At 71.0% G+C, this 21262-nt stretch carries 21 protein-coding genes (1 of these 21 running past the window's edge); 12 read left to right on the top strand and 9 right to left on the bottom strand.

From position 1 onward, the window contains the following. Positions 1-10: 10 nt before the first annotated feature. A complete protein-coding gene (locus ACQP00_RS41490) occupies positions 11-757 on the top strand; it encodes a C39 family peptidase (protein WP_433207504.1) in 747 nt (248 codons plus the stop codon). On the opposite strand, the gene ACQP00_RS41485 is transcribed toward ACQP00_RS41490, so the two are convergent. Further along, entirely contained in the window at positions 758-2818 is a 2061-nt protein-coding gene (locus tag ACQP00_RS41485) for a transglycosylase domain-containing protein (RefSeq protein ID WP_433207501.1), read from the bottom strand. Positions 2819-2942: 124 nt separating this feature from the next. On the opposite strand from ACQP00_RS41485, the gene asnB reads away from it, so the two are divergent. Then, positions 2943-4835: an asparagine synthase (glutamine-hydrolyzing) gene (asnB, locus tag ACQP00_RS41480; protein WP_433207498.1), complete on the top strand. Its 1893-nt coding sequence runs from the start codon at positions 2943-2945 to the stop codon at positions 4833-4835. On the opposite strand, the gene recQ is transcribed toward asnB, so the two are convergent. Together recQ and ACQP00_RS41470 are read right to left on the bottom strand one after the other, a co-directional pair. Beyond that, positions 4789-6609 carry a DNA helicase RecQ gene (gene recQ, locus ACQP00_RS41475; RefSeq protein ID WP_433207495.1) on the bottom strand — a complete coding sequence of 607 codons (1821 nt, stop codon included), beginning with the start codon at positions 6607-6609 and terminating at the stop codon, positions 4789-4791. The two genes, asnB and recQ, sit on opposite strands and share 47 nt — an antisense overlap. An 86-nt stretch (positions 6610-6695) precedes the next feature. Beyond that, positions 6696-7052: a YciI family protein gene (locus ACQP00_RS41470; protein ID WP_433207492.1), complete on the bottom strand. Its 357-nt coding sequence runs from the start codon at positions 7050-7052 to the stop codon at positions 6696-6698. 83 nt (positions 7053-7135) lie between these two features. Between ACQP00_RS41470 and ACQP00_RS41465 the strand changes: the two genes are divergently transcribed. Further along, complete coding sequence (locus tag ACQP00_RS41465; RefSeq protein WP_433207489.1) at positions 7136-8056, top strand: RNA polymerase subunit sigma-70; 921 nt, start codon at positions 7136-7138, stop codon at positions 8054-8056. 206 nt (positions 8057-8262) lie between these two features. On the opposite strand, the gene ACQP00_RS41460 is transcribed toward ACQP00_RS41465, so the two are convergent. Together ACQP00_RS41460 and ACQP00_RS41455 are read right to left on the bottom strand one after the other, a co-directional pair. Beyond that, positions 8263-9237 carry a hypothetical protein gene (locus tag ACQP00_RS41460; RefSeq protein WP_433207486.1) on the bottom strand — a complete coding sequence of 325 codons (975 nt, stop codon included), beginning with the start codon at positions 9235-9237 and terminating at the stop codon, positions 8263-8265. 17 nt (positions 9238-9254) lie between these two features. Beyond that, the gene (locus ACQP00_RS41455) at positions 9255-9659 is read right to left on the bottom strand and encodes a nuclear transport factor 2 family protein (RefSeq protein ID WP_433207483.1); all 405 of its coding nucleotides are present in this window, start codon (positions 9657-9659) and stop codon (positions 9255-9257) included. A 57-nt stretch (positions 9660-9716) separates the two neighbouring features. Here ACQP00_RS41455 and ACQP00_RS41450 point away from each other — a divergent pair, with 57 nt between their 5' ends. The 6 genes from ACQP00_RS41450 (at position 9717) to ACQP00_RS41425 (ending at position 14443) form a co-directional block, all read left to right on the top strand. Next, the gene (locus ACQP00_RS41450; protein ID WP_433207480.1) at positions 9717-10190 is read left to right on the top strand and encodes a MarR family winged helix-turn-helix transcriptional regulator; all 474 of its coding nucleotides are present in this window, start codon (positions 9717-9719) and stop codon (positions 10188-10190) included. Between the two features lie 51 nt (positions 10191-10241). After that, the gene (locus tag ACQP00_RS41445; protein ID WP_433207478.1) at positions 10242-10799 is read left to right on the top strand and encodes a hypothetical protein; all 558 of its coding nucleotides are present in this window, start codon (positions 10242-10244) and stop codon (positions 10797-10799) included. A gap of 86 nt (positions 10800-10885) precedes the next feature. After that, positions 10886-11518 carry a hypothetical protein gene (locus ACQP00_RS41440; RefSeq protein WP_433207475.1) on the top strand — a complete coding sequence of 211 codons (633 nt, stop codon included), beginning with the start codon at positions 10886-10888 and terminating at the stop codon, positions 11516-11518. Positions 11519-11778: 260 nt separating this feature from the next. Beyond that, positions 11779-12393 carry a PadR family transcriptional regulator gene (locus ACQP00_RS41435; protein WP_433207472.1) on the top strand — a complete coding sequence of 205 codons (615 nt, stop codon included), beginning with the start codon at positions 11779-11781 and terminating at the stop codon, positions 12391-12393. A 317-nt stretch (positions 12394-12710) separates the two neighbouring features. Next, positions 12711-13688, top strand: coding sequence for an ATP-binding cassette domain-containing protein (locus ACQP00_RS41430; protein WP_433207469.1), 978 nt, complete (start codon positions 12711-12713; stop codon positions 13686-13688). Further along, positions 13685-14443: an ABC transporter permease gene (locus ACQP00_RS41425; protein ID WP_433207466.1), complete on the top strand. Its 759-nt coding sequence runs from the start codon at positions 13685-13687 to the stop codon at positions 14441-14443. Before ACQP00_RS41430 ends, ACQP00_RS41425 begins: the two co-directional genes overlap by 4 nt. Here ACQP00_RS41425 and ACQP00_RS41420 read toward each other — a convergent pair. Next, positions 14440-15021, bottom strand: coding sequence for an NAD(P)-dependent oxidoreductase (locus tag ACQP00_RS41420; RefSeq protein ID WP_433207463.1), 582 nt, complete (start codon positions 15019-15021; stop codon positions 14440-14442). The two genes, ACQP00_RS41425 and ACQP00_RS41420, sit on opposite strands and share 4 nt — an antisense overlap. Positions 15022-15090: 69 nt before the next feature. On the opposite strand from ACQP00_RS41420, the gene ACQP00_RS41415 reads away from it, so the two are divergent. Together ACQP00_RS41415 and ACQP00_RS41410 are read left to right on the top strand one after the other, a co-directional pair. Next, on the top strand, positions 15091-15768 hold the full coding sequence (locus ACQP00_RS41415) for a winged helix-turn-helix transcriptional regulator (RefSeq protein ID WP_433207460.1): 678 nt from the start codon (positions 15091-15093) through the stop codon (positions 15766-15768). Beyond that, positions 15765-16553: an SGNH/GDSL hydrolase family protein gene (locus ACQP00_RS41410; protein ID WP_433207457.1), complete on the top strand. Its 789-nt coding sequence runs from the start codon at positions 15765-15767 to the stop codon at positions 16551-16553. Before ACQP00_RS41415 ends, ACQP00_RS41410 begins: the two co-directional genes overlap by 4 nt. Positions 16554-16738: 185 nt before the next feature. Here the strand turns inward: ACQP00_RS41410 and ACQP00_RS41405 are convergent, their stop codons facing one another. From ACQP00_RS41405 to ACQP00_RS41395, 3 genes are all read right to left on the bottom strand, one after another. Continuing rightward, positions 16739-17692, bottom strand: coding sequence for an NADP-dependent oxidoreductase (locus ACQP00_RS41405; protein ID WP_433207454.1), 954 nt, complete (start codon positions 17690-17692; stop codon positions 16739-16741). Positions 17693-18222: 530 nt separating this feature from the next. Continuing rightward, positions 18223-19767 carry a class I SAM-dependent methyltransferase gene (locus tag ACQP00_RS41400; RefSeq protein ID WP_433207451.1) on the bottom strand — a complete coding sequence of 515 codons (1545 nt, stop codon included), beginning with the start codon at positions 19765-19767 and terminating at the stop codon, positions 18223-18225. A gap of 2 nt (positions 19768-19769) precedes the next feature. Continuing rightward, entirely contained in the window at positions 19770-20078 is a 309-nt protein-coding gene (locus tag ACQP00_RS41395) for an antibiotic biosynthesis monooxygenase family protein (RefSeq protein WP_433207448.1), read from the bottom strand. A gap of 96 nt (positions 20079-20174) precedes the next feature. Between ACQP00_RS41395 and tyrS the strand changes: the two genes are divergently transcribed. Next, positions 20175-21262 carry the 5' portion of a tyrosine--tRNA ligase gene (gene tyrS / locus ACQP00_RS41390; RefSeq protein WP_433207445.1) on the top strand. The gene runs 181 nt beyond the window's last position, so only the first 1088 of its 1269 coding nucleotides appear in the window; the start codon lies at positions 20175-20177; its stop codon lies off the right edge, out of view.

Below are 21262 nucleotides of genomic sequence, written 5' to 3'. Positions count from 1 at the left end.
GTGCGATTTCGTGTCGTACCTCTACCGCTCCCGCCACGCGCAACGCACCCCACGCCGGCGGCGGTTACCGATCGTGGCGACCGCGGCCGTCCTGACCCTCGGCGCGGGGCTGGGCGCCACCACCCTGAAGGACCAACCGTCCGCGGCTCGCCCGATGACCGTCGAGTCGCCCGCTCCGCGGGAGACGCAGACCGCGGCGAGCCGGGCCAAGCGACCCGAACCGAGCGCCACGCCGTCCCAGGTGCCGGCCGACGTCGAGCTGCAGTACCAGTTCGCCTGGCAGGAGAACTACTACTACTGCGGCCCCGCGGCGACCCGGATCGCGCTCACCGCCCGCGGCCTGTTCCCGTCCCAGGACCAGGTCGCGCAGAACCTCGGCACGACCGAGAGCGGCACCGACTCCTCCGCCGACACCACCCGCACCCTCAACGCCCTCACCGGCAGCGGCTTCTACACCGCCCACTTCATCCGCGGCCAGTCCGCCACCGCCGACGACGTCGAGCAGCTGCGGCAGTCGGTGGTGAAGGCCGTCTCGCAGGGCTACGCGGTGGTGGCCAACATCGCCGGGTCCACTGTGGACGACGGCGGGCACGCCCACGCGTACCCGGGCGGGCACTACCTGACCATCGTCGGCTACTACAACAACGGCGCCACCGTGAAGATCGCTGATCCGGCGGATGCGACGGGCGTCGGCTCGTACCATCTCAGCGTTGAAAACATGGCGAACTGGATCGCCCTGCGCGGCTATGCGGCCTGACTATGTGCCGAGCGCCCGTCCCCGTGACGGTGCCGGAAAGCCTGCCGCCGGTTGCCCCCGCAGCGCCGCGGCCATGGTCTGGGCCACCGCCGAGTTGACCGCGCTCGACACCCCGGCGCCCACCCAGTCGTTCGGGTTGTCGGCGTTCACCGCGATGCCGGCCGCCGCCACCTGCGGGGTGAAGCCCGCGAACGTCTCCGTCGCGTTGTTCTCCGAGCTGCCCGTCTTGCCGGCCACCGCCCGGCCGCCGAGGATCCCGGAGACCGCCTCGGCCGTGCCGCCGTCGCACTTGCCGTAGGCCGAGCCGCCCTTGCCGACCGGGCACCGCGCGGCGTCCGCGGCCGCCGCGGCCACGTCCGGGTCGACGACCTGGCGGCACTCGGGCGAGCCGGCGTCCAGGGCGCGCCCGTCCGGATCGGTGATCGACAGGACCGGCAGCGGGCTGCAGTAGACCCCGCCCGCCGCCACCGAGGCGTAGGCGTTGGCCAGGTCCAGCGGGGTGGTCGAGGCGACGCCGAGGGTGAACGAGCCCCACTGGTCGGCCTTCCCGGCCATCGTGGTGTCCTCGGCGCTGCGGAAGGTGATCCCGAGCCGCTGCGCCATCTCCACCACCTTGCGGGCGCCGACCTGTTGCTCGAGCCACACGAAGTACGTGTTCACGGACCGCCCGAACGCGTTCCACATGGTGCGGTCGCCGTCCATCCACGACGGGCTGTCGTTGCCGGGGCACCACCGCCCGCCGCAGCTGCCCGGTCCGCTGCCGGGCCAGATGCTCGCGATCCGGCTCGGCGCCTTGAAGTGCGTGTTCAGCGGCAGGCCGGCGTCCAGCGCGGCGAGCATGGTGAACATTTTGAAGGTCGATCCGGCCTGGTACCCCGAAACGCCCGTGCCTCCCGCCACGAGCTGGTTGACCGTGTTGGACCGGCCCGGCGCCAGGCTGTAGTGCCGGTTCACGGCCATCGCGAGCACCCGCCCCGTCCCCGGCGTGACCACAGCCAGCGGCATCGAGCGGGCGCTGCCATAGCCATAGACGCCGAGCGACTGGCTCAGGGCCGCCGCTTGTACCGCCGGATCGAGCGACGTCACGATCTTGTACCCGCCGGTGCGGAGCCGCTCGTCGCGCTCGGTCGGCGTGGTGCCGAACTCGGCGCGGCTGTTCCACCACTGGCGGAAGTAGTCGCAGAAGAAGCCCCAGTCGTTGTGCTCGTCGGCGACGGACGCGCAGTCGTTCGGGGGCCGCGTCACGGACAGCTTGAGCTCGCTCGCCGCGGCCGCCGTCGCCTCCTCCGGGGTGATGACGTGCATCTTGGCCATCGCGTCGAGGGTGTAGGCGCGCCGCCCCAGCGCCGCCTCGCGGTCCCCGCTGATCGGGTTGTCCGCGTCCGGGGACTGCAGCAGGCCGGCGAGCAGGGCCGCCTCGGGCAGGGTCAGCTTGGCCGCGTCCTTGCCGAAGTACGTCTGGGCCGCCGATGCGATGCCGTACGCGCCGGCGCCGAAGTAGGCGATGTTCAGGTACCGCTGCAGGATCTGTTGCTTGGAAAGCTTTTTCTCGATCGCCTGGGCGTAGCGCATCTCCCGCAGCTTGCGCGTCGGGGAGTCGGCCAGGGCCTGCAGGTGCTGCTCGGGGGTGAGGCTCGCGTCGTTCTTGAGCACGTTGCGCACGTACTGCATGGTCAGCGTCGACGCACCCTGCTGGGCCCCGCCGCGGCTGTTGGAGACGAACGCGCGGGCGACGCCGCGGATGTCGACGCCGTGGTGCTGGTAGAAGCGGGTGTCCTCGGCCGCCACGACGGCCTGCCCGAGCACCGGGGCCACCTGGTCGAACGGGATGTCGCGCCGGTTCTCGTCGTAGAAGGCGGTGATGAGGGTCTTGCCGTCGTTGGCGTACACGTAGGAGGTCTGCGCGACCGGCGGGGTGGCCAGGTCGGTGGGGAGCGACTCCCACGTGTCGCCGCCGGCCCGCGCGGCACCACCGCCGACGAGCGCGATCGGGAGTGCGGCGGCGGCGATCACCAGGCCGCCGAGCACCCCGCACAACAGCATCCGGAGCATCGTGATCATTCGGCGCACGGCGGGCGGCTACCCGGCCCTCGGAGCGATCACACTTCACCCCCGGGAGCAAGAAGAGGATGGGCGGGCGCGCATCCGAGCCGACAGGTGCCCGGCCGGTGGTCGGCTGAACGGCATGTGCGGCTTCCTGATGTACACCACCAACGACATCATCACCGCGGAGACCCTCGGCGCGATGGAGCGCCGGCTCGGCCTGATCGAGCACCGTGGCCCCGACGACATGGCCCTCGCCCGGATCGGCCCCGGCACCGCTGCCGGGTTCCGCCGCCTGGCCGTCATCGACCGGCAGGGCAGCCGCCAGCCGCTGCGCTACGCCGACCGGTGGACGCTGGTCTTCAACGGCGAGATCTACAACTACGAGGCGCTGCGGGCGGAGCTGATCCGCGAGCACGGCGCCACCTTCGCGACCGACGGCGACTCCGAGGTGGTCGCGGCCGCGTTCCACCACTGGGGCGAGGGCGCGCTGGAGCGGCTGCGCGGCATGTTCGCCTTCGCGCTGTGGGACGAGGTGACCGACACGCTCTACGCGGCGCGCGACCCGTTCGGGATCAAGCCGCTGTACTACCTGGTGACCCGCGACGGCGTCTGGCTCTCCAGCGAGAAGGCGCCGCTGCTGGACTGCGCGTCCGGCGAGCTCGACCCGACGGCGATGTCGCTGTACCTCACCATGCAGTACGTCCCCGAGCCGTACACGCTGCACCGCGACATCGCCCGCCTGCCCGCCGGCGCGATGCTGGTCAAGGAGCTCGGCCGGGCGCCGATGATCCGCCGCTTCGCCCGTCCCGCGTTCCGCCCCGACCCGGCCGCCGAGGAGGCCGCGATCGTCGCCGACCTGCGCGCGGCCCTGCGCGACAGCGTCAAGGCCCACATGCGCGCCGACGTCCCGGTGGGCGCGTTCCTGTCCAGCGGCGTCGACTCGACCGCGATCGTGGCCATGGCCGCCGAGCACCACCCGAACCTGCACGCCTTCACCGCGGCGTTCGAGTCCGGCCACGACGAGCTGGAGATCGCCGAGCGCTCGGCCAAGGAGCTCGGGGTCACGCTGACGCCGTCGGTGGTGCGCCCGGCGCAGGTGATGGAGGCGCTGCCGCGGATCATCTGGCACCTCGGGGACCCGGTCGCCGACCCGTCGATCGTGCCGCTGTACTTCCTCTGCCGCACGGCCGCCGAGCACGTCACCGTCGTGCTGTCCGGGGAGGGCGCCGACGAGCTGGCCGGCGGCTACACGATCTACCGGGAGCCGCGCTCGCTGGCCGCGGTGTCCGATCGCGGCCCGTCGATCCAGCGGGCCCTGCGCCGGGTGGCCCGGGCGATGCCGGAGGGGATGCGCGGCAAGAGCTACCTGGAGCGGGCCACAACACCGATGCGGCAACGGTACTTCGGCAACGCCCGCATCCTCTCCGAGGCCGACCGGGCCCGGCTCCTGCGCGGGTCACCGGCCGTCGGGCACGCGCACATCACGGCGCCGCTGTACGCGGAGGTCGCCGACCTCGATCCGGTCACCACCATGCAGCACATCGACCTGAACACGTGGCTCACCGGTGACATCCTCACCAAGGCGGACCGCATGTCGATGGCGCACTCGCTGGAGCTTCGGGTGCCGTACCTGGACCGGCGGGTCTTCGAGGTCCTGTCGCGCCTGCCCGAGCGGCTCAAGGTGCCGCGGCGGGGGCGCACGACGAAGTACGCGCTGCGCCAAGCCGTGGACGGGATCGTGCCCTCGTTCGTGCGGGACCGGCCGAAGCTCGGCTTCCCGACCCCGGCCAAGGCGTGGCTGAAGACCGACCTCAACGAGTGGGCCCACCACGTGCTGTCGACGTCCGGCGCCAAGACGCTGCTGGACCTCGACTATGCCCACGACCTGCTCAAGGAGCACGAGCAGGGCAAGGCCGACCACGCGCGCAAGATCTGGATCGTGCTGTCGTTCTGCCTGTGGCACGGCATCTTCGTCGAGGGGACGGTCACGCCAACTCGGCCAGTGCGTCCAGGATCGGTTGCCCGAACTTAGCCAGCTTGTTCTCGCCGACGCCGCTGATCGCCGACAGCGCGGCCAGCGACCGCGGGCGGTCGGTGGCGATCTGGCGCAGGGTCGCGTCGTGGAAGATCACGTACGCCGGGACGCCCTGCTCCTTCGCCGTCGCCGCCCGCCAGGCCCGCAAATGCTCGAAGACCGGCGCCGCCTCCTTGGGCAGCACGGCCGCGGCGTCCTGGCGGGCGGTCTTGGCCGCCTTGGCGGCGGAGACGACCCGCTCGGGCTCGCGGCGCAGCATGACCGTGCGCTTGCGGCCCAGCACCTCGGCGCTGCTCTCGGTCAGCACCAGGGTGCCGTAGTCGCCCTCGACCGACAGCAGCCGCTGGGCGAGCAGCTGGCGGATGACCGCCCGCCACTCGGTGTCGCGCAGGTCGGAGCCGACGCCGAAGACGCTGAGCTCGTCGTGGTGCCACTGGACGACCTTGTCGGTCTTCTTGCCCAGCAGGATGTCGATGCACTGGCCGGCGCCGAACTTCTGGTTGCGCTCGCGCTCCAGCCGGTAGACGGTCGAGAGCAGCTTCTGGGCGGCGATCGTGCCGTCCCACGACTCCGGCGGGGCGATGCACGTGTCGCAGTTCTCGCACGGCTTGCCGAGGTCCTGGCCGAAGTACGCCAGCAGCTGCACGCGCCGGCACTCGACCGTCTCGCACAGGGCGAGCATCGCGTCGAGATGCTGGCCGAGGTTGCGCCGGTGGGCCAGGTCGCCCTCGGAGGTGTCGATCATCTTGCGCTGCTGCACGACGTCCTGCAGCCCGTAGGCCAGCCAGGCCACCGACGGCTCGCCGTCCCGGCCGGCCCGGCCGGTCTCCTGGTAGTACCCCTCGATCGACTTGGGCAGGTCGAGGTGGGCGACGAACCGCACGTCGGGCTTGTCGATGCCCATCCCGAACGCGATCGTCGCCACCATGACCAGGCCGTCCTCCTTGAGGAAGCGGTCTTGGTTGCGGGCGCGGGTGCCGGCGTCGAGACCCGCGTGATAGGGCAGCGCCGGGATGCCGTTGTCCTTGAGGAACTCGGCGATCTTCTCCACCGAGTTGCGGGACAGGCAGTAGACGATCCCGGCCTCGCCGCGGTGCTCGGTGCGCAGGAAGTCCAGCAGCTGGCGGCGCGGCTCCTGCTTGGGCACGATCCGGTACTGGATGTTGGGCCGGTCGAAGCTCGACACGAAGTGCCGGGCCCCGTCCAGCCCGAGCCGGGTCGCGATCTCCTTGTGGGTGGCGCTGGTCGCGGTCGCGGTGAGCGCGATGCGCGGCACGTCGGGCCAGCGCTCGTGCAGCATCGACAGGTTGAGGTAGTCAGGGCGGAAGTCGTGCCCCCACTGCGAGACGCAGTGCGCCTCGTCGATCGCGAACAGCCCGATCCGGCCGCGCTCCAGCAGCCGCACGGTGGACGGCGAGGCGAGCGCCTCGGGCGCGAGATACAGCAGGTCGAGCTCGCCCCCGGCGAACTGCGCCTCGACGGTGCGCCGCAGGTCGTAGTCGAGGGTGGAGTTGATGAACCCGGCCTGCACGCCGAGCTCGCGCAGCGCGTCGACCTGGTTCTGCATGAGGGCGATCAGCGGCGAGATCACCACCGCGGTGCCCGGCCGGACGATCGCCGGGATCTGGTAGCACAGCGACTTGCCGCCGCCGGTCGGCATCAGCACCAGGGCGTCGCCGCCGCCGATCACGTGCTCGATGATCTCCCGCTGGCTGCCCCGGAACTCGTCGTAGCCGAACACCCTGCGTAGCACATCGAGCGCGTTCTCCATGGCGGCGATTCTACGAGCCACCACCGACAAAACCGGGTCGGCCGATCCGCCCGGTGACGGATCGGCCAGCCTCCCGGCACGCTCGGTTACTTCTCCTGGGTGTGCACGATCGGGCGTACCTCGATCGCGTTCCACTTCGCGTCCGGGATCATCGCCGCCAGCTCCAGCGCGCGGTCGCGGGTCGCGCACTCCACGAAGTAGAAGCCGGCGAGGAACTCCTTGGCCTCGACGTACGGCCCGTCGGTCACGGCCGGCGCGCCGCCCCGCACGCGCACCACGGCGCTCTCCGCGGGCTGGCCGAGCGCGTCGGTGCGGATCAGCTCGCCGGACTCGGTGATGGTCTTGATGAACGTGTCGTGCCCGGCCATCACCTCGTCGATGTCGGCCTGGGTGAGCGTCGACCACACGTCGGGGTTCATGTGGATCAGCAGCAGGTACTTCATCGCGGAAGATTTCCTTTCGATCGGAGTCACCCGGTGGTCGGAGCCGTCCGGCCCATCTCTACACGACCCGGTAGGTTGGCGGCGTGGACTTCCCGGAGCTCTTCGAGCGGCACCGCCGGGAGTTGCACGTGCACTGCTACCGGATGCTCGCCTCGTTCACCGACGCCGACGACGCGGTCCAGGAGACGTTCCTGCGAGCCTGGAAGCACCGCGACGGGTTCGAGGCGGGCACCAACGCGCGGGCCTGGCTGTACAAGATCGCCACCAACGCCTGCCTGGACGCCGTGCGGCACCGCAACCGCCGCCCGCCGTCGGCCGGGGCCGAAGTGCTGTGGCTGCAGCCGTACCCCGACCGCCTGCTGGACGAGATCGCCCCGCCGGACGAGCAGCCCGACGCCGTCGTGGTCGCCCGCGAGACGATCGAGCTGGCTTATCTCACCGCGATCCAGCTCCTGCCGGCCCGCCAGCGCGCGGTGCTGCTGCTGCGCGACGTGCTGGACTGGTCGGCGGCCGAGACGGCCGAGGCCCTGGAGCTGACGGTACCGGCGGCCAACAGCGCCCTGCAGCGCGCCCGCGCGACGCTGAAATCGGCCCCCGAGCGCGACGCCATGCCCGCCGCCCCGACCGGCGAGGAGCGGGCGCTGCTCGACCGGCTCATCGCCGCGCACGACCGGGCCGACGTGGCCGCGACCGTCGCCCTGCTGCGCGAGGACGTGCGGGTCACCATGCCGCCGCTGCCCGCCGAGTACCGCGGCCTCGCCGAGTTCCTCCCACTGCTCGACCGCGCGTTCGACCGTGCCTCGACCGGCGAATGGCGGCTGCTGCCGACGAGCGCCAACCGACTCCCGGCGGCGGCGAGCTACCTGCTGGCGCCGGGCGGCACCGCATTCACGGCCTTCAAGCTGGACGTCATCCGGGTTTCCGAGGGCCAGGTCGCCGAATTCACCACCTTCGGCGCCGACCTTTTCCCGCAGTTCGGCCTGCCGCTGGAGCTCACCCTGTAGGCGCCGCGGCCATGCCCCCGGTCAGCAGGACTGCTGCCGCCGTGGAACTTGGTGCGGTTTTGAGGGGGTGTGGGTGGAGCTTGCTCCCCCACTGCTTTTCAGGACATCGAACGGTAAACCCCGCTGCCAGGGCGCCCATACAGTGCTGAGGGTCGTCGGATGCGTGCCCGTGAACAGCGCCACCTACCCCGCGTGCCAGAGCGCCCTTACAGGTCCAGCGAAGCGGGCAACGGCAGCGCCTTCACGATCTTGGTGAGGTTGGCGGCGGCCTTCGAGAACTGCGAACCATCCGGGTGTACCGACAGCACGGCGACGATGTACCGGTCGTTCTCGCCCACGGTGCCCGTGGTGTGCAGGACCTCGCCCATCATGTCGGGGTTGTTGGGAGCAAGTGCGGCGTTCTCGATGGTGTACGCGGCGTTGGCCACGCACGGGGTCGCCGGGTTGTCGCCGAAGCCTGACCAGCCCTGTTTCGCGGCGCGCGGGGCCTTGAAGACGCTCGGGATGCCGAACGACTGGTCGTAGTGGTCGGTGCCGCACTTGGTGGTCTGGTGCAGGTTGCCCATGATGAACGTACGGACCGGGGCCGGAGCCTTGTCCAGGATGTACTGGTAGACGCGCACGAGGTCGGCGGCGCTCACCGCGGTGTAGCCCCAGTAGCCGGGCTGGCTCACCGGGGGTGGGGCGGTGTCCTGCAGGCCGAGGCGCTGCACCATGCGGGTGACGATGTCCCGCTGGCCGTTGGCCTTCCACAGGCCGGTGGCGGCGGCGTCGTCGCTGCTGCGAAGCATGACCTGCAGGTTGGGCTGGTCTGCGGGCGGTACCGAATAGGAGGGGCCTTTGTTCCAGAAGTAGTCCAGCGCGATGAGCAGCTTGACCAGCGACGCCGAGCGGAACCGCCAGGCGCCCTTCTGCTGCAGCACGTAGGACTTCGTCTGCCGGTCGTAGATCACGATGCCCGCGGTCACCCCGGCCGGGATCGCCACCGGGGCCGCGCTCGTCGGTGCCGGTGCGCTCGACGGTGGCGCGGCGGCCGCCGACGAGGGAGCGGCCGCGGACGCCGACGCGAACAGGGGCGCCGAGGAGGCCGGCGGTTCCTGCTCGCCGCACCCCGCGAGCAGGGCAAAGGCGGCGAGCGTGGCCACGATTTGCAGCAGCCGGGGCGGGCGCGCGTTGGGCATTGGGCCATCATGCCCGCTCAGGCGGCCAATCGCGCATAGCAGTCGTAGTTGCGTTGGCCGGAGATTCGGCCGTCGCGCACGTCGAGGAAGGTGCCGATGTGCGCGTGCATCACGTGGCCGGCGGGCAGTTCGCCGTACGCGACGGCGAGGGTGCCGCTCCAGCGCACCTCCACCGCCACCTTGTCGCCGGCCGCGACGACGTTGAGCACCTCGTACGTCTGCGCGCTGAGCACCGCCTGCCCGCGCTCGGCCGCGTCGAGGACGGCCGGCAGGTCGCGCTCGGCGCCGTCCGGGAACAGCAGGTTGGGCAGCTCCCGGTGGAGCATGTCCGGGGTGAAGAAGGCGGCCAGCTCGGCACCGGTGGCGCCGCGGCCGACGGCCTCGTGGTAGCGGACGGCGAGATCGATGAGCCCCTGTGTCATGTCCACAACCATAGTTGTGCAATGGCAGTTGCACAACTGGCGTTGTATGATCTGTGCATGGTGGAGCCTCCCGAGCTGGATCTGGGCACGGTCGCGCTGTTCACGGGCTACGCGGCGGCGGCCGAGCTGATGCGGGAGGTCGCTGCGGAGGGCTACGGCGACGTGCGCTTCTCCCACGGGTACGTCTTCCAGCACCTCGTCGACGCCTCGCCCACGATCGGGGACCTGGCCGCGCGGCTGGACATGACGCAGCAGGGCGCGTCGAAGATCGTGGCCGAGCTGGAGCGGGCCGGTTACGTGGCCCGGGTCGCCGACGTGGGGGACGCGCGGGTCCGCCGGGTCGAGTTGACGCCTCGGGGTGTCGAGATGCTGCGGGTGTACCGTGCGGCGCGCTTTCGGCAGGAGCAGCGCCTGGTCGCGTTGTACGGCGCGGAACGTCTCGCCGCGGCTCGCGCGCTGCTGGTCGAGGTGCTCGAGGGGATGGGCGGAGCGGAGGCGGTACGGCGCCGGGACGTTCGTCCGCCTGTTTAGGGCTTTTGGGGCTTTAGTCGGATTGTGCTGGTCCGGCGTAGCCTTGGGCTGGTGCGGGGGCGCGGCTGGTGGCTGGTGCTCGCCGCCGCGGTGCCGGTCGGGCTGCCGTTGCTCGGGCGCTGGCCGGCCGCCCTGGCCTTCGCCGGGCTGGCCGCGAGCGTGATCGGGCCGGTGCTGCTGGTCCAGTGGTGGGCGCGGCGGCGCCAGCGCGCCCTGCACGCGGCCGGCGCGCAGCACTGGTACGGCCGCGTGCCCCTCGATCGCGCGGCCCTCATCTGGGAGTTGGGCCCCGGGCTCGCCCTGCTGTTCGGCGGCGGGATTCACGTCGTGGTCGCGCTGAGCGACGACGGCATCACCCTGTGCCCCCGCCTGCTGCTGGCCCGGCGTCACCCGTCCGTGACGGTCCTGTGGTCCGACATCGCCGGCGCGCGGGCCGAGCCGGCCGGTCGGCTGACCGCCCACGGCCGGGTCGCGCTGCTTCCCCTGACCGCCGTCATCCTCGATCTACCAGGCGATACGGGCGGCCCCTTGATCATCACCACGCACGCCGCCGGTGGACTGGTCGAGGCGGTGGCCGAGCGCGACATAGCGCAGAGTGCCGATCACTGAGGGTAGAACGGTGAATGGGTGATGGATACGGCACCCTGCGTGGCTGAGTTGCGCCGGTTTCTGCCGGTTCCGTAGGTTGGTCTTCCATGGCGGAGTTGATCGAGGTTGGTGTCTGGTACGAGGCCCGACCGATCACGGTTGACCAGGGTGTCGACCGGTACGAGGCGTTGCGGCGGGGCGACGCGGAATGGGCGATCGTCGATCCCGGCGTGGAGCGCTTCGACCGCGAGGTGCGGGCGGGCGTCGATCCGGCCCAGTGGGCGGAGCCGGTGATCGGGTCGGGCACGCACGTGCTGCTGACCCTGCAACGGGACGCGCCGAGGGAGACCCTGCACTTCATCCACAAGCTGGCCGACGACTGCGAGCTGCTGTGTTTCCAGCGGCCGGGTCGCCATCAGCCGGCGGCCCTGTGGCAGCCACGGCGGCTGCTGCGGGTACCGGTGGCGCGGATGACCACCGAGGACGGCTCCCTCGCGCACCACCCGACCGGGGACGACATCCGCGACTTCATCGGGCGGCTCGACGAGGACAACACCACGGCCGAGCTGTGGCGGGAGGACGGGGCCTCGATCAAGGTCGCGTTCGTACCCACCCAGCGGCGGTGGCATGTCTCGACCACGGACGGGGCTTCTTCGGAGCAGGAGGATCTCGGCGCTGTGGCCGAGCAGTTCCAGGCGTTCGCGGCTTCCCGGCAGTTCACGGAGCCCGATCCCGTTTAGCCCGTCTTTTTGGGCTTTGGGCCCCGTTTCGTTCGCGGCGGCGCCGTCCTTCGGGGCGGCGCCGCCTTTCCGTGCGCGCGCCGTCTCCATGGCGGCATCGCGTCCCGTGGTGACGTTGGTTGCTGTGTGCGCCGTTCCTTGTGGCGTTCTGGGACGGCGTTGGTTTATCGCGGCGAATACTCGGGGCCGTTTACTCGTCGGCGAGTATGTGGCTATACTCGTCCGCGAGTATCCGTGAGCGAGCACGTTCGGGAGGTGCGATGGCCAGGCGGCGCAAGGTCGGCAACCTGCTCGCCCTGCACGTGCTGGCGACGTTGTACCAGCGGCCGATGCACCCGTACGAGATCGCGGCGGAGATGCGCGGCCGCGGCAAAGAGCAGGATTTCAAAATCCAGTGGGGCTCGCTCTACACCGTGGTCGGCAACCTCGAGAAGCACGGCTTCATCGAGGCGGAACGCACGACGCGGGAGGGCCGGCGCCCCGAGCGCACCGTGTACTCGATCACCGACGCCGGCCGCGACGAGTGTGTCGACTGGATGCGCGAGCTGGTGGGGGCGCCGGAGCGGGAGTACCCGAAGCTGCGCGCGGCCCTTTCGGTGCTCGGCGTGCTGCCGCCGGACGAGGCCGCGTACCTGCTGCGCAAACGGGCCGAAATCCTGGCCCATCAGGTGGCCGCGGAGGAAGCGTCGCTGCGGGCCGCCGACGGCGTGGTGCCGCGCATCTTCACCATCGAGGCCGAGTTCGGGCTGGTCCTGCTGCGCGCGGAGGCCGACTGGGTGCGGAGCCTGGTCGCCGAGATCGAGGCGGGCACCCTCTCCGGCGCCGACTTCTGGCGCGCGGAACACGAACGCCTGGCGCGGGAACGCCAGGAGTAAACGCAACGCCTGACGCGGGAACGGCAGGCGTAACGCAACGCCTGACGCGGGAACGGCAGGCGTAACGCAACGCCTGGCGCGCGAACGCCGGGAACAAGCACCGATGCGCGGCGCCGGAATCAACGCCGGTGCGGCGCGCGGACCACGAACGCCTGTCGCGAAGTGCGACGGGAGCAACACCCGTCGCCTGGTGCGGCGGGGGCAACGAAAAACCGGGTCGCGGTGCGGGAACACCACGACCCGGGAAACGACCTCAACCGATTTCGCGGGAACGAATCCGGCTTTGGTGTCTGCAACCGCCAGGATAGTCGACTCCCGTGGCAATCGGTCCGACCGAACGGGAGACCGTCATGCCCGCTGCCGTCCTGGCAAGGGACCTCGTCAAGACCTACCCCAAGGGCGTGCGCGCCCTCGACCACCTCTCGCTCGACGTCGAGCCGGGCGAGATCGTCGGGCTGCTCGGCCCCAACGGCGCCGGCAAGTCGACCACCGTCAAGATCCTGACCACGCTCGCCCGGGCCGACTCCGGGCACGCCGAGGTGCTGGGGCGGGACGTGGGGCGGGACCCGCGCGGGGTACGCGCCGTGATCGGTGTCGTCGCCCAGCGCTCCGGCCTCGACCCGGCCGCCACCGGGCGGGACAACCTCACGCTGCAGGGCCACCTGTTCGGGCTGCGGGGCAGGGAGCTGCGCCGCCGCGTCGAGGAGCTGCTGGAGCGGTTCGACCTGGCCGAGGCCGCGAACCGCCCGACCCGGCACTGGTCCGGCGGCATGCAGCGCCGCCTCGATGTCGCCCTGGGGCTGGTGCACCGGCCCGAGGTGCTGTTCCTGGACGAGCCGACGACCGGCCTCGACCCCGAGGGCCGCGCGGCGCTCTGGAGCGAGATCAAGCGGCTCACCGGGATGGCGATCCTGCTCACCACGCACTACCTGGACGAGGCCGACCGCCTCGCCGACCGGCTCGTCATCGTCGACGGGGGACGGGTGGTGGCCGAGGGAACGCCGGATCGGCTGAAGGGGGAACTGCGCGGGGATGCGGTACACATTGAAGTCCTGGATCCTCCGGACGGCCCACCGGCGCGAACGGCGTTGTCCGGCCTGCCGACCCTGCGCGAGGTGACCCTCGACGGCCGGCGGCTCTCGGCCCGGGCCGACGACGGCGCGGCCGCGGTCCCCGGTGCGCTCGCCGCCCTGGACGCGCACGGCATCCGGGTGGCGACCGTCACCGTGGCCCGCCCGAGCCTCGACGACGTGTACCTCAAGCACGCCGGTCGTCGCCTGGAGGTGGCCGCGTGAGCAGCCTCGCGTACCTCACGGGCCGGCGCCTGAAAGTGTTCGTCCAGCAGCCGGCGTTCCTGCTCATCACGCTCATCCAGCCGGTGATCTGGCTGTTCCTGTTCGGCAACCTGTTCCGCCGGATCGTCGACCTGCCGGGGTTCGGGGGCGGGAGCTACGTGGAGTACCTCGTGCCGGGCATCGTCGTGATGACCGCCGTCTCGTCGAGCATGTGGTCCGGCATGGGCGTGCTGGAGGAGATCGACCGCGGCACCATGAACCGCTTCCTCACCACCCCGGCCCGCCGCGGCGCCATCCTCGAGGCCGTCGTCGTCGAACAGACCCTGAGCGTGACCATCCAATCGGTCATCATCGTCCTGCTGGGCCTGCTCGCCGGCGCCGACTACCCCCTCGCCGGCGTGCTCTTCCTGGTCGTGGCGGCGGCCCTGCTCGGCGTGGTGTTCAGCGCCCTGTCGAACATCGCCGGCATGCTGGTCCGCCAGCGCGAGACCATCATCGGCCTGAACACCCTGCTCCTGCTGCCGCTCACCTTCCTGTCGTCGTCCTTCATGACCCCGTCCCTCATGCCGCCGTGGATCCGTCGCATCGCCCACGGCAACCCGGTGAACTGGGCCCTGGAGACGTGCCGCAGCGCGCTCGCCGGCGACATCGACTGGCCCCGCACCGGCTCCTACGGCGGCGCGCTCCTGGCCCTGGCGGTCCTGCTGGTGTGGCTGTCCACCAGGACCTTCAAGGCCTACCAGAAGTCCGTCTAGCCGGAGACCCCCACCTGCCGACGATGGTGGCGGCCTGCTTCGACCTCGTCCAGCAGCGCCGCCGCCAGCGCCGCATAGGTCAACTTCTCCCCGAGTTCCTTCATCGTGTACTGCATGCTGTCCCCCTCCACCAACTCCATCGGCGGCGTGAGGACCACCCAGTCGACGGCTCCCTCGTACTCCCGGAACACCGCCAGTTCGTCGGCCCTGGCCTGGGCGAACGCCCGCCACTCGGCCGGCAGCGAGTCGACCGCACCGAACGTGGTCGCGAGCCCGACGACGAGCACCCGGCCGACCGCCGCCCGCTCGAGCCCCGCGAGCAGCTCCCGCGTCGCCTGCGCATAGGCGTCGGGGTCGAGCGCGGCGCTGTACACCGCGACGATCGCCACGTCATGCCCGGCCGCCACCCGGGCCACGGAGTCCGCGTCCGTGGCGTCGCCGGGTACGGCCCCGTCGAGGTCCACGTACTTCGCCGGCTCCCGCACCACCGGGGTGACCGCCGTCCCACGCCGCCGGGCCTCGCCGAGGACCGCCCGCCCGGCCCGTCCACCCGCTCCGAAAACCACCAGTCTGCTCATGGTCCGGGACGGTAGAACGGGAGACGCCGGTAACTGCAACGTAACCGCGGCGCGAGTTACCGTGACCGGATGCGCGCACCGCTGCCGCCGGACCTGTTCGACCCGGCCTGCCCGTCCTCAGTGACGCCGTTCCAGATCGGCGACAAGTGGGCCGGCATGATCCTGACCTGCCTCCGCGACGGCCACCCCCGCCGCTTCACCGAACTGCGCGTCCCCCTGCGCCGCGTCTCGTCAAAGGTCCTGACCGAGACATTGCGCGCCCTGGAACGCGACGGCATGATCACTCGTACCGCCTACGCCGAACTCCCACCCCGCGTCGAATACGCCATCACAGACCTGGGCCGCACGCTCTTCCCCGCGATGGACGCCTGCCAAGTCTGGGCCGCAGAACACCTGACTTCAATCGAATCCGCGCGCGCCGCCTACGCTGCTTCGTCCTACGCGGCTGCTTCTTCGGAGCGGGCTGCTTCTTCGGAGCGGACTGCTTCGTCTGACTTGGCTGCTTCGTCCGACGCGGCTGCTTCTTCGGAGCGGACTGCTTCGTCTGACTTGGCTGCTTCGTCCGACGCGGCTGCTTCGGTGCGGGCTGCTTCGGTGCGGGCCGCTTCGTTCGAGGGGGCTTCGTTGGGCGCGGCTTCGTTGGGCGCGGCTTCGTTCGAGGGGGCTTCGTCTGTGGCGGGTTCGTTGGGAGCGGGTTCGTTGGGGGCGGCTTCGTTGGGGGCGGCCGGTTTGGAGCGCAGGTCGTGATCCGCACCTATCGGCGTTACGTGGCGATCGGCGACAGCACCACGGAGGGCATGGACGACCCGGACGGCAACGGCGGCTACCGAGGCTGGGCCGACCGCTTCGCCGAACACGTGGCCCGCCACCAGCGCTCGGCGGGCGTGCTGGAGTACGCCAACCTTGCCATCCGCGGCCGTACCACCGCGAGCATCCGCGCCGAACAGCTCGAACCGGCCCTGGCGCTGGAACCCGACCTGGCCACGGTCGTCGCGGGAATGAACGACATCCTGCGCGGCTCCTTCGACGTCACCAAGGTCGCCGCCGACATCGCGGAGATGCAGCAGGCTTTGGTCGCGACCGGTACGACGGTCCTCACGTTCACCCTTCCTGACCCGGCCCCGGTCATGCCCCTGGCCAAGCCCCTGCGCGGCCGGGTGCTGGCCCTGAACGACGCCATCCGCAAAGTCACGGCGGACAGCGGCGCCATCCTGCTGGACCTGGGCGCCTACCCGGTGGCGTCCGACCCGCGCCTGTGGAGCGACGACCGCCTGCACGCCAACAGCGCGGGCCACGAACGCATCGCCCACGCCCTCGCGTTCGCCCTGGGCCTCCCCGGCTTCGACGACTCCTGGAACGCCGCCCTGCCTCCACCGGTACGCCGCCCCCGCCACCAGTCCGTGACCGCCGAACTGTCCTGGCTGCGCCACCACATGCTCCCGTGGGCGGGCCGGCACATCCTGGGTCGAAGCTCGGGCGACAACCGCTCCTGCAAGCGCGCCACTCCCACCCCGGTCCACCTCGAGCCCTGAGTCCGCCGACGGTGCTGCGGCCACCGCATGCTCCCGTGGGCGGGCCGGCACGTCCTGGGCCGCAGCTTGGGCGACGACTGCTCTTGCAAGCGCGCCACTCCCAGTCCGCTCGACCTGGAGCCGTGAGCCGGCCGACGGTGGCGGGCCACCGCATGCTTCCGTGGCCGGCCGACGGTTGTTCTGGCTCAGAGGGTGAGGACGATTTTCCCGCGTACGTGGCCGGATTCGCTCAGGTCGTGGGCGGCCGCGGCCTCGGACAGGGGGAAGGTGCGTTCGACGGGCATGGTGAAGCGGCCCTCGGCGTAGAGGGCGGCGGCCTCGTGGAGGGTCTGGTAGGCGCGGCCCTCGGAGCCGTCGGTGACGCGGGCGCCGTGCTTGGCGGCGTCGAAGTCGGCGATGCTCACCACGTCGGCCGGGGTGGGGGTCAGGGTCACCAGCTCGGCCACCGCGCCTCGACCGGCGGTGTCCAGGGCGCGGTCGACGCCGGCGGGAGCCAGGGCGCGGATGCGGTCGGCCAGGCCCGGACCGTACGTGACCGGCGTCGCGCCCAGCCGGCTCAGGAACTCGTGGTTGCGCTCGCTCGCCGTGCCGATGACCGTGGCGCCGCGGGCGATGGCCAGCTGGACCGCGGCGATGCCCACGCCGCCGGAGGCGCCGTTGATGACGAGGGTGGGGCCGCGCTGGGCTGACGGGTCGCCTTCGGTGGTGAGGGCCGTAGGCTTGAGCTTGCTGATGCCGAGCAGATCCAGAGCGCGGCCGGCGGTCTCGATGACGTTCGGAAGACCCGCGGCCTCGGCGAACGTCATGCCGGGCGGCTTCTGGGCCCACTCGCGCAGGATCGCGTGCTCGGCGGCGCCCCCGCCCACGGCGGTGCCGAAGACCTCGTCGCCGATCTGCACGCCCTCGACGCCTTCGCCGATCGCGTCGACCACGCCGGCGACGTCCGAGTGGGGCACGTGCGGCAGCCGCGACGGGGTGGTGTCGCCGAACGCGCCGCTGCGGACCTTCCAGTCGAACGGGTTGACCCCGATCGCCCGCACCGCGACGCGAATCCGCCCCGCCGCCGGCTGTGGCTCGGGGAGCTCGACCAGGTGCAGGACGCTCGACGGACCGTACTCGGAATACTGCAGCGCCTTCACGATGTGCTCCGGATCTGTATGAGGTCAACGTCCGCGGGAAGCGAGATGCGTGCGCGGTGCGTGCAAGTGTCGTGCGGCGCGAGGCCGTGCGGATGCCGTCCGACGCGGTCCGGCGCCGTGTCTGCGTGCGAGTGCGGCGCGAGGCCGTGCGTGCGAGAGCGGTGTGTGCGAGTGCGGTGCCTGCGTGCGAGTGCGGTGTCCTGCGAGAGCGTGGATGCGAGTGTGGTGCGTGCGGGCGTTCCGTGCGGGTGTCGTGCGTGCCAGTGCGGCGCGAGGCGATGTGTGCGAGTGCGGTGCGAGGCGATGTGTGCGAGTGCGGTGCGTGCGGGTGCAGTGTGTGCGAGTGCTAGAGCGAGCGCGGTGCGTCGAGTGCGAGTGCGAGTGCGGTGCGTGCGGGTGCGGTGCTTGGGGCGCTTGAACGGGCACGGTCGGGCGGGAGCGGGTGTCGGATCGGGTGTTGGGTCGGGTGCTCTGCGGGCGTTCCGTCAGCTGCTCGACGGGCGTCGGGGCGGGGGTCGGCGCGGCGGGGGTCAGGTGTTCAGGGGGCGGCGGGCGACCAGGAGGACGTGGGTGTCCGGCCAGTCGAGGGGGTGGCCGTCCGGTGTGGACAGTTGGGCGTACGGGCGGATGCGGTTGTCGACGATCCAGTCGTTGCGCCAGGCGTGGGAGGCCGGGTCGACCTCGAAGCCGACGTCGGTCAGGAGGGCTTTCCAGTCGGCGAACTCGAGGCCGCAGAACTGTTCGTGGGACTCGGAGAGCCAGTTGTCCGGGTAGTCCTTGTGGGCCAGGAACTCCATGGCGTCGCTCAGGGCCAGTTCGACGGCGCCGGGGTCGGCCGGGTCGTCCAGGGCCTTGTACGGCAGGTCGAAGTGGAAGTCGGCGGCGAAGCGGTCGAGCCTGGCTCGGGTGGAGAGGGACTCGACGTGGGCGGCGATCTCGTCGCGGGTGAGGGCGTCCAGGGGCTTGAGCGGGGCGGGGGAGCCCTGCAGGGAGAGGCGTACGCGGCGGTCTCGGTTGTCGGGGCCGCAGACGTCGGAGTTGAGCCAGACGCCGCCGGGGACCGTGTGGTCGTAGATGGCCTGGGCGAAGGCGCGCAGGGAGTCCATGCGGTTGCCGTAGGACCAGATTTCGTGGGTCAGGGCGAAGGTCAGCGTGGTGTCGATGGAGCGGGGCGGGAAGACGGCGCCGCCGAGGACGTTGCGGCAGTAGAAGTACACGTTGGGGTTGGTGAACCAGCCCTGGGCCTTGCGGTGGACGCACTCCTCGTAGAGGTGGCGGGCGACCTCGACGCCGATCAGGTCGCTCTCCCGCAGGGACGGCTCGCGGTCGGCCAGGGCCAGCACGGCGCCCGCACCGCAGCCGACGTCGACGATCCGGCCGGGGCGGATGTGGCGCTTGACGAGGTCCCATTTGCGCTCGGCGCTGGCCTCGAAGGCCTCCGCGTAGGTGCGGTAGTCGCGGGTCGTGGTCAGGCCGCCCTCCTCGCCGACCACCGGGTCGTTGACGACGAGGGTGACCTGCTCGTCGAGGCGATAGCGGTCGTACACGTCCAGCGTCGCCGGATGCGCCAGCTCCCGCCAGGTGGGGTCGCCGCCGGCCAGTCGAAGCAGGACGTCCCACGGGCGCTGCGGCGCCTCGCTCGCCGGGACGACGTCCGTGTCGGCCTCGACGGGGGCGATCGCGAAGCCCAGGGCCGAATACAGGGCGGCGACGTCCGGGGTGGAGCAGGCGACCACGGTGTCCTCGGGGGTGAGGCGGTGGCCGAGGACGGACTCGACGCTCTTGAGGGTCACCTCGGCGAAGCGGTCGGTGTGTGCGGTGTCGAACACCGGCACGACCAGGGATCGGAGGTCCTCCTGCGCGCTGAAGCGCTCGATCGCCGCCTCGCGACGGTCGTACGGTACGGGATTGCGCTTGGTGTTCTGGTGATTGGCGCTCGTGACGGCCCAGACGATCGTGGGAGCACTGGAAGTACCAAAGAGGCGTTCTTCGTTTTTCACCAAACCGCGCAGATAGACCGCTTGGAAACTGGTCAGCAGGTGGTGGCGGCCGGGGAAGAGGACGAAGCGCGCCATGGTCAGCTCCGTGGGTCCGCGTGCTGGACGACCTCGAACTCGAGCAGGCTGGCGCCGGTGGCGACCGGGCGGGAGCGCTCGCCGGCGTGGGCCTCGCGCGCCGGGCCGTTGGACCAGGCCTGGAAGTGCTCCTCGGACTCCCATTTGGTGTAGACGAAGTAGCGCGTCTCACCCGCGACGGGGCGGAGGAGCTCGAAGCCCAGGAAGCCGGGCGCGCCCTCGACCGCGCCGTGCCGGGCCCCGAATCGGCGCTCCAGTTCCGGGCCGGCGCCCTCGGGGACCTCGATCGCGTTGATCTTCACGACTGCCATGCCACAACCCTAGCCGCCGGGTATGACAAAACCCCGTCACCCTGGTCGGACCTAATGCGGTGGGACCGGCCGAGCGGCTGGTGGGAGAATCCGCGCATGACCGATGTGCTCGAAGATCTGCAGTGGCGCGGCATGATCGCGCTCTCGACCGACCTCGACGAACTCCGCAAGGAGATGGCGAAGGGGCCGATCACGTATTACTGCGGGTTCGACCCAACGGCGCCCAGCCTGCACATCGGCCACCTCTTCCAGGTCCTGACGGTGCGCCGGCTGCAGCTGGCCGGGCACAAGCCGTTGGCGCTGGTCGGCGGGGCGACCGGCCTGATCGGTGACCCGCGCCCGTCCGCGGAACGGCAGCTGCACTCGCGCGACCAGATCGGCGAGTGGGTCGACAAGATGCGCGGCCAGATCGAGCCGTTCCTGGACTTCACCGGCAGCAACGCGGCGCGGATGGTCAACAACTACGACTGGACCGCGTCGATGTCGGCGATCGACTTCCTGCGGGACATCGGCAAACACTTCCGGGTCAACAAGATGCTCACCAAGGACGCGGTGAGCGCGCGGCTCAACTCCGATGCCGGGATCAGTTACACCGAGTTCAGTTACCAGATCCTGCAGGGAATGGACTTCCTGGAGTTGTACCGCCGGTACGACTGCCGGTTGCAGACAGGCGGCAGTGACCAGTGGGGCAACCTCACGGCCGGGACGGATCTGATCCACCGGGTGGAGGGCGCCTCGGTCCATCTCCTGGCCACACCGCTGCTGACCAACTCGGCGGGGGAGAAGCTCGGCAAGTCCACCGGCGGCGGAAGTCTCTGGATGGATGCGGAGCTGACGAGTCCGTACGCGCTGTACCAGTACTTCGTGAACCTCGAGGACGCCATCGTCGACAGCCTGCTGCGCAAGCTCACGTTCCTGGAGCGCGAGGAGATCGAGGCCATCGAGAAGGAGACCGCCGAACGGCCGGCGGCCCGGATCGGGCAGCGGCGCCTCGCCGAGGAGATGATCAAGCTGGTGCACGGGCCTGAGGAGACGGCGCAGGTGATCGCCGCGAGTCAGGCGCTGTTCGGGCGGGGTTCACTGGGCGAACTGACGGCGTCGACGCTCAAGGCCGCGCTGAGCGAGGCCGGGCTGGTCAAGGCGCCGCCCGGGTCGACGGTCGCCGACCTCTTCATCGCGGCCGG

Source organism: Dactylosporangium sp. CS-047395 (genome assembly GCF_050942185.1).
GTDB lineage: Bacteria > Actinomycetota > Actinomycetes > Mycobacteriales > Micromonosporaceae > Dactylosporangium.
Note: the sequence above shows the minus strand (reverse complement) of the source record. Positions and strands in the feature narration are given on the sequence as shown.

Excerpts from the sequence above, each read along its gene's own strand:
- asnB (WP_433207498.1), top strand. The coding sequence starts at position 2,943 with ATGTGCGGCTTCCTGATGTACACCACCAACGACATCATCACCGCGGAG.
- ACQP00_RS41455 (WP_433207483.1), bottom strand. The coding sequence starts at position 9,659 with ATGACACAGGGGCTCATCGATCTCGCCGTCCGCTACCACGAGGCCGTC.
- ACQP00_RS41470 (WP_433207492.1), bottom strand. The coding sequence starts at position 7,052 with ATGAAGTACCTGCTGCTGATCCACATGAACCCCGACGTGTGGTCGACG.
- ACQP00_RS41395 (WP_433207448.1), bottom strand. The coding sequence starts at position 20,078 with ATGGCAGTCGTGAAGATCAACGCGATCGAGGTCCCCGAGGGCGCCGGC.
- recQ (WP_433207495.1), bottom strand. The coding sequence starts at position 6,609 with ATGGAGAACGCGCTCGATGTGCTACGCAGGGTGTTCGGCTACGACGAG.
- ACQP00_RS41485 (WP_433207501.1), bottom strand. The coding sequence starts at position 2,818 with ATGATCACGATGCTCCGGATGCTGTTGTGCGGGGTGCTCGGCGGCCTG.
- ACQP00_RS41440 (WP_433207475.1), top strand. The coding sequence starts at position 10,886 with ATGGCGGAGTTGATCGAGGTTGGTGTCTGGTACGAGGCCCGACCGATC.
- ACQP00_RS41415 (WP_433207460.1), top strand. The coding sequence starts at position 15,091 with ATGCGCGCACCGCTGCCGCCGGACCTGTTCGACCCGGCCTGCCCGTCC.
- ACQP00_RS41420 (WP_433207463.1), bottom strand. The coding sequence starts at position 15,021 with ATGAGCAGACTGGTGGTTTTCGGAGCGGGTGGACGGGCCGGGCGGGCG.
- ACQP00_RS41435 (WP_433207472.1), top strand. The coding sequence starts at position 11,779 with ATGGCCAGGCGGCGCAAGGTCGGCAACCTGCTCGCCCTGCACGTGCTG.
- ACQP00_RS41450 (WP_433207480.1), top strand. The coding sequence starts at position 9,717 with ATGGTGGAGCCTCCCGAGCTGGATCTGGGCACGGTCGCGCTGTTCACG.
- ACQP00_RS41400 (WP_433207451.1), bottom strand. The coding sequence starts at position 19,767 with ATGGCGCGCTTCGTCCTCTTCCCCGGCCGCCACCACCTGCTGACCAGT.
- ACQP00_RS41460 (WP_433207486.1), bottom strand. The coding sequence starts at position 9,237 with ATGCCCAACGCGCGCCCGCCCCGGCTGCTGCAAATCGTGGCCACGCTC.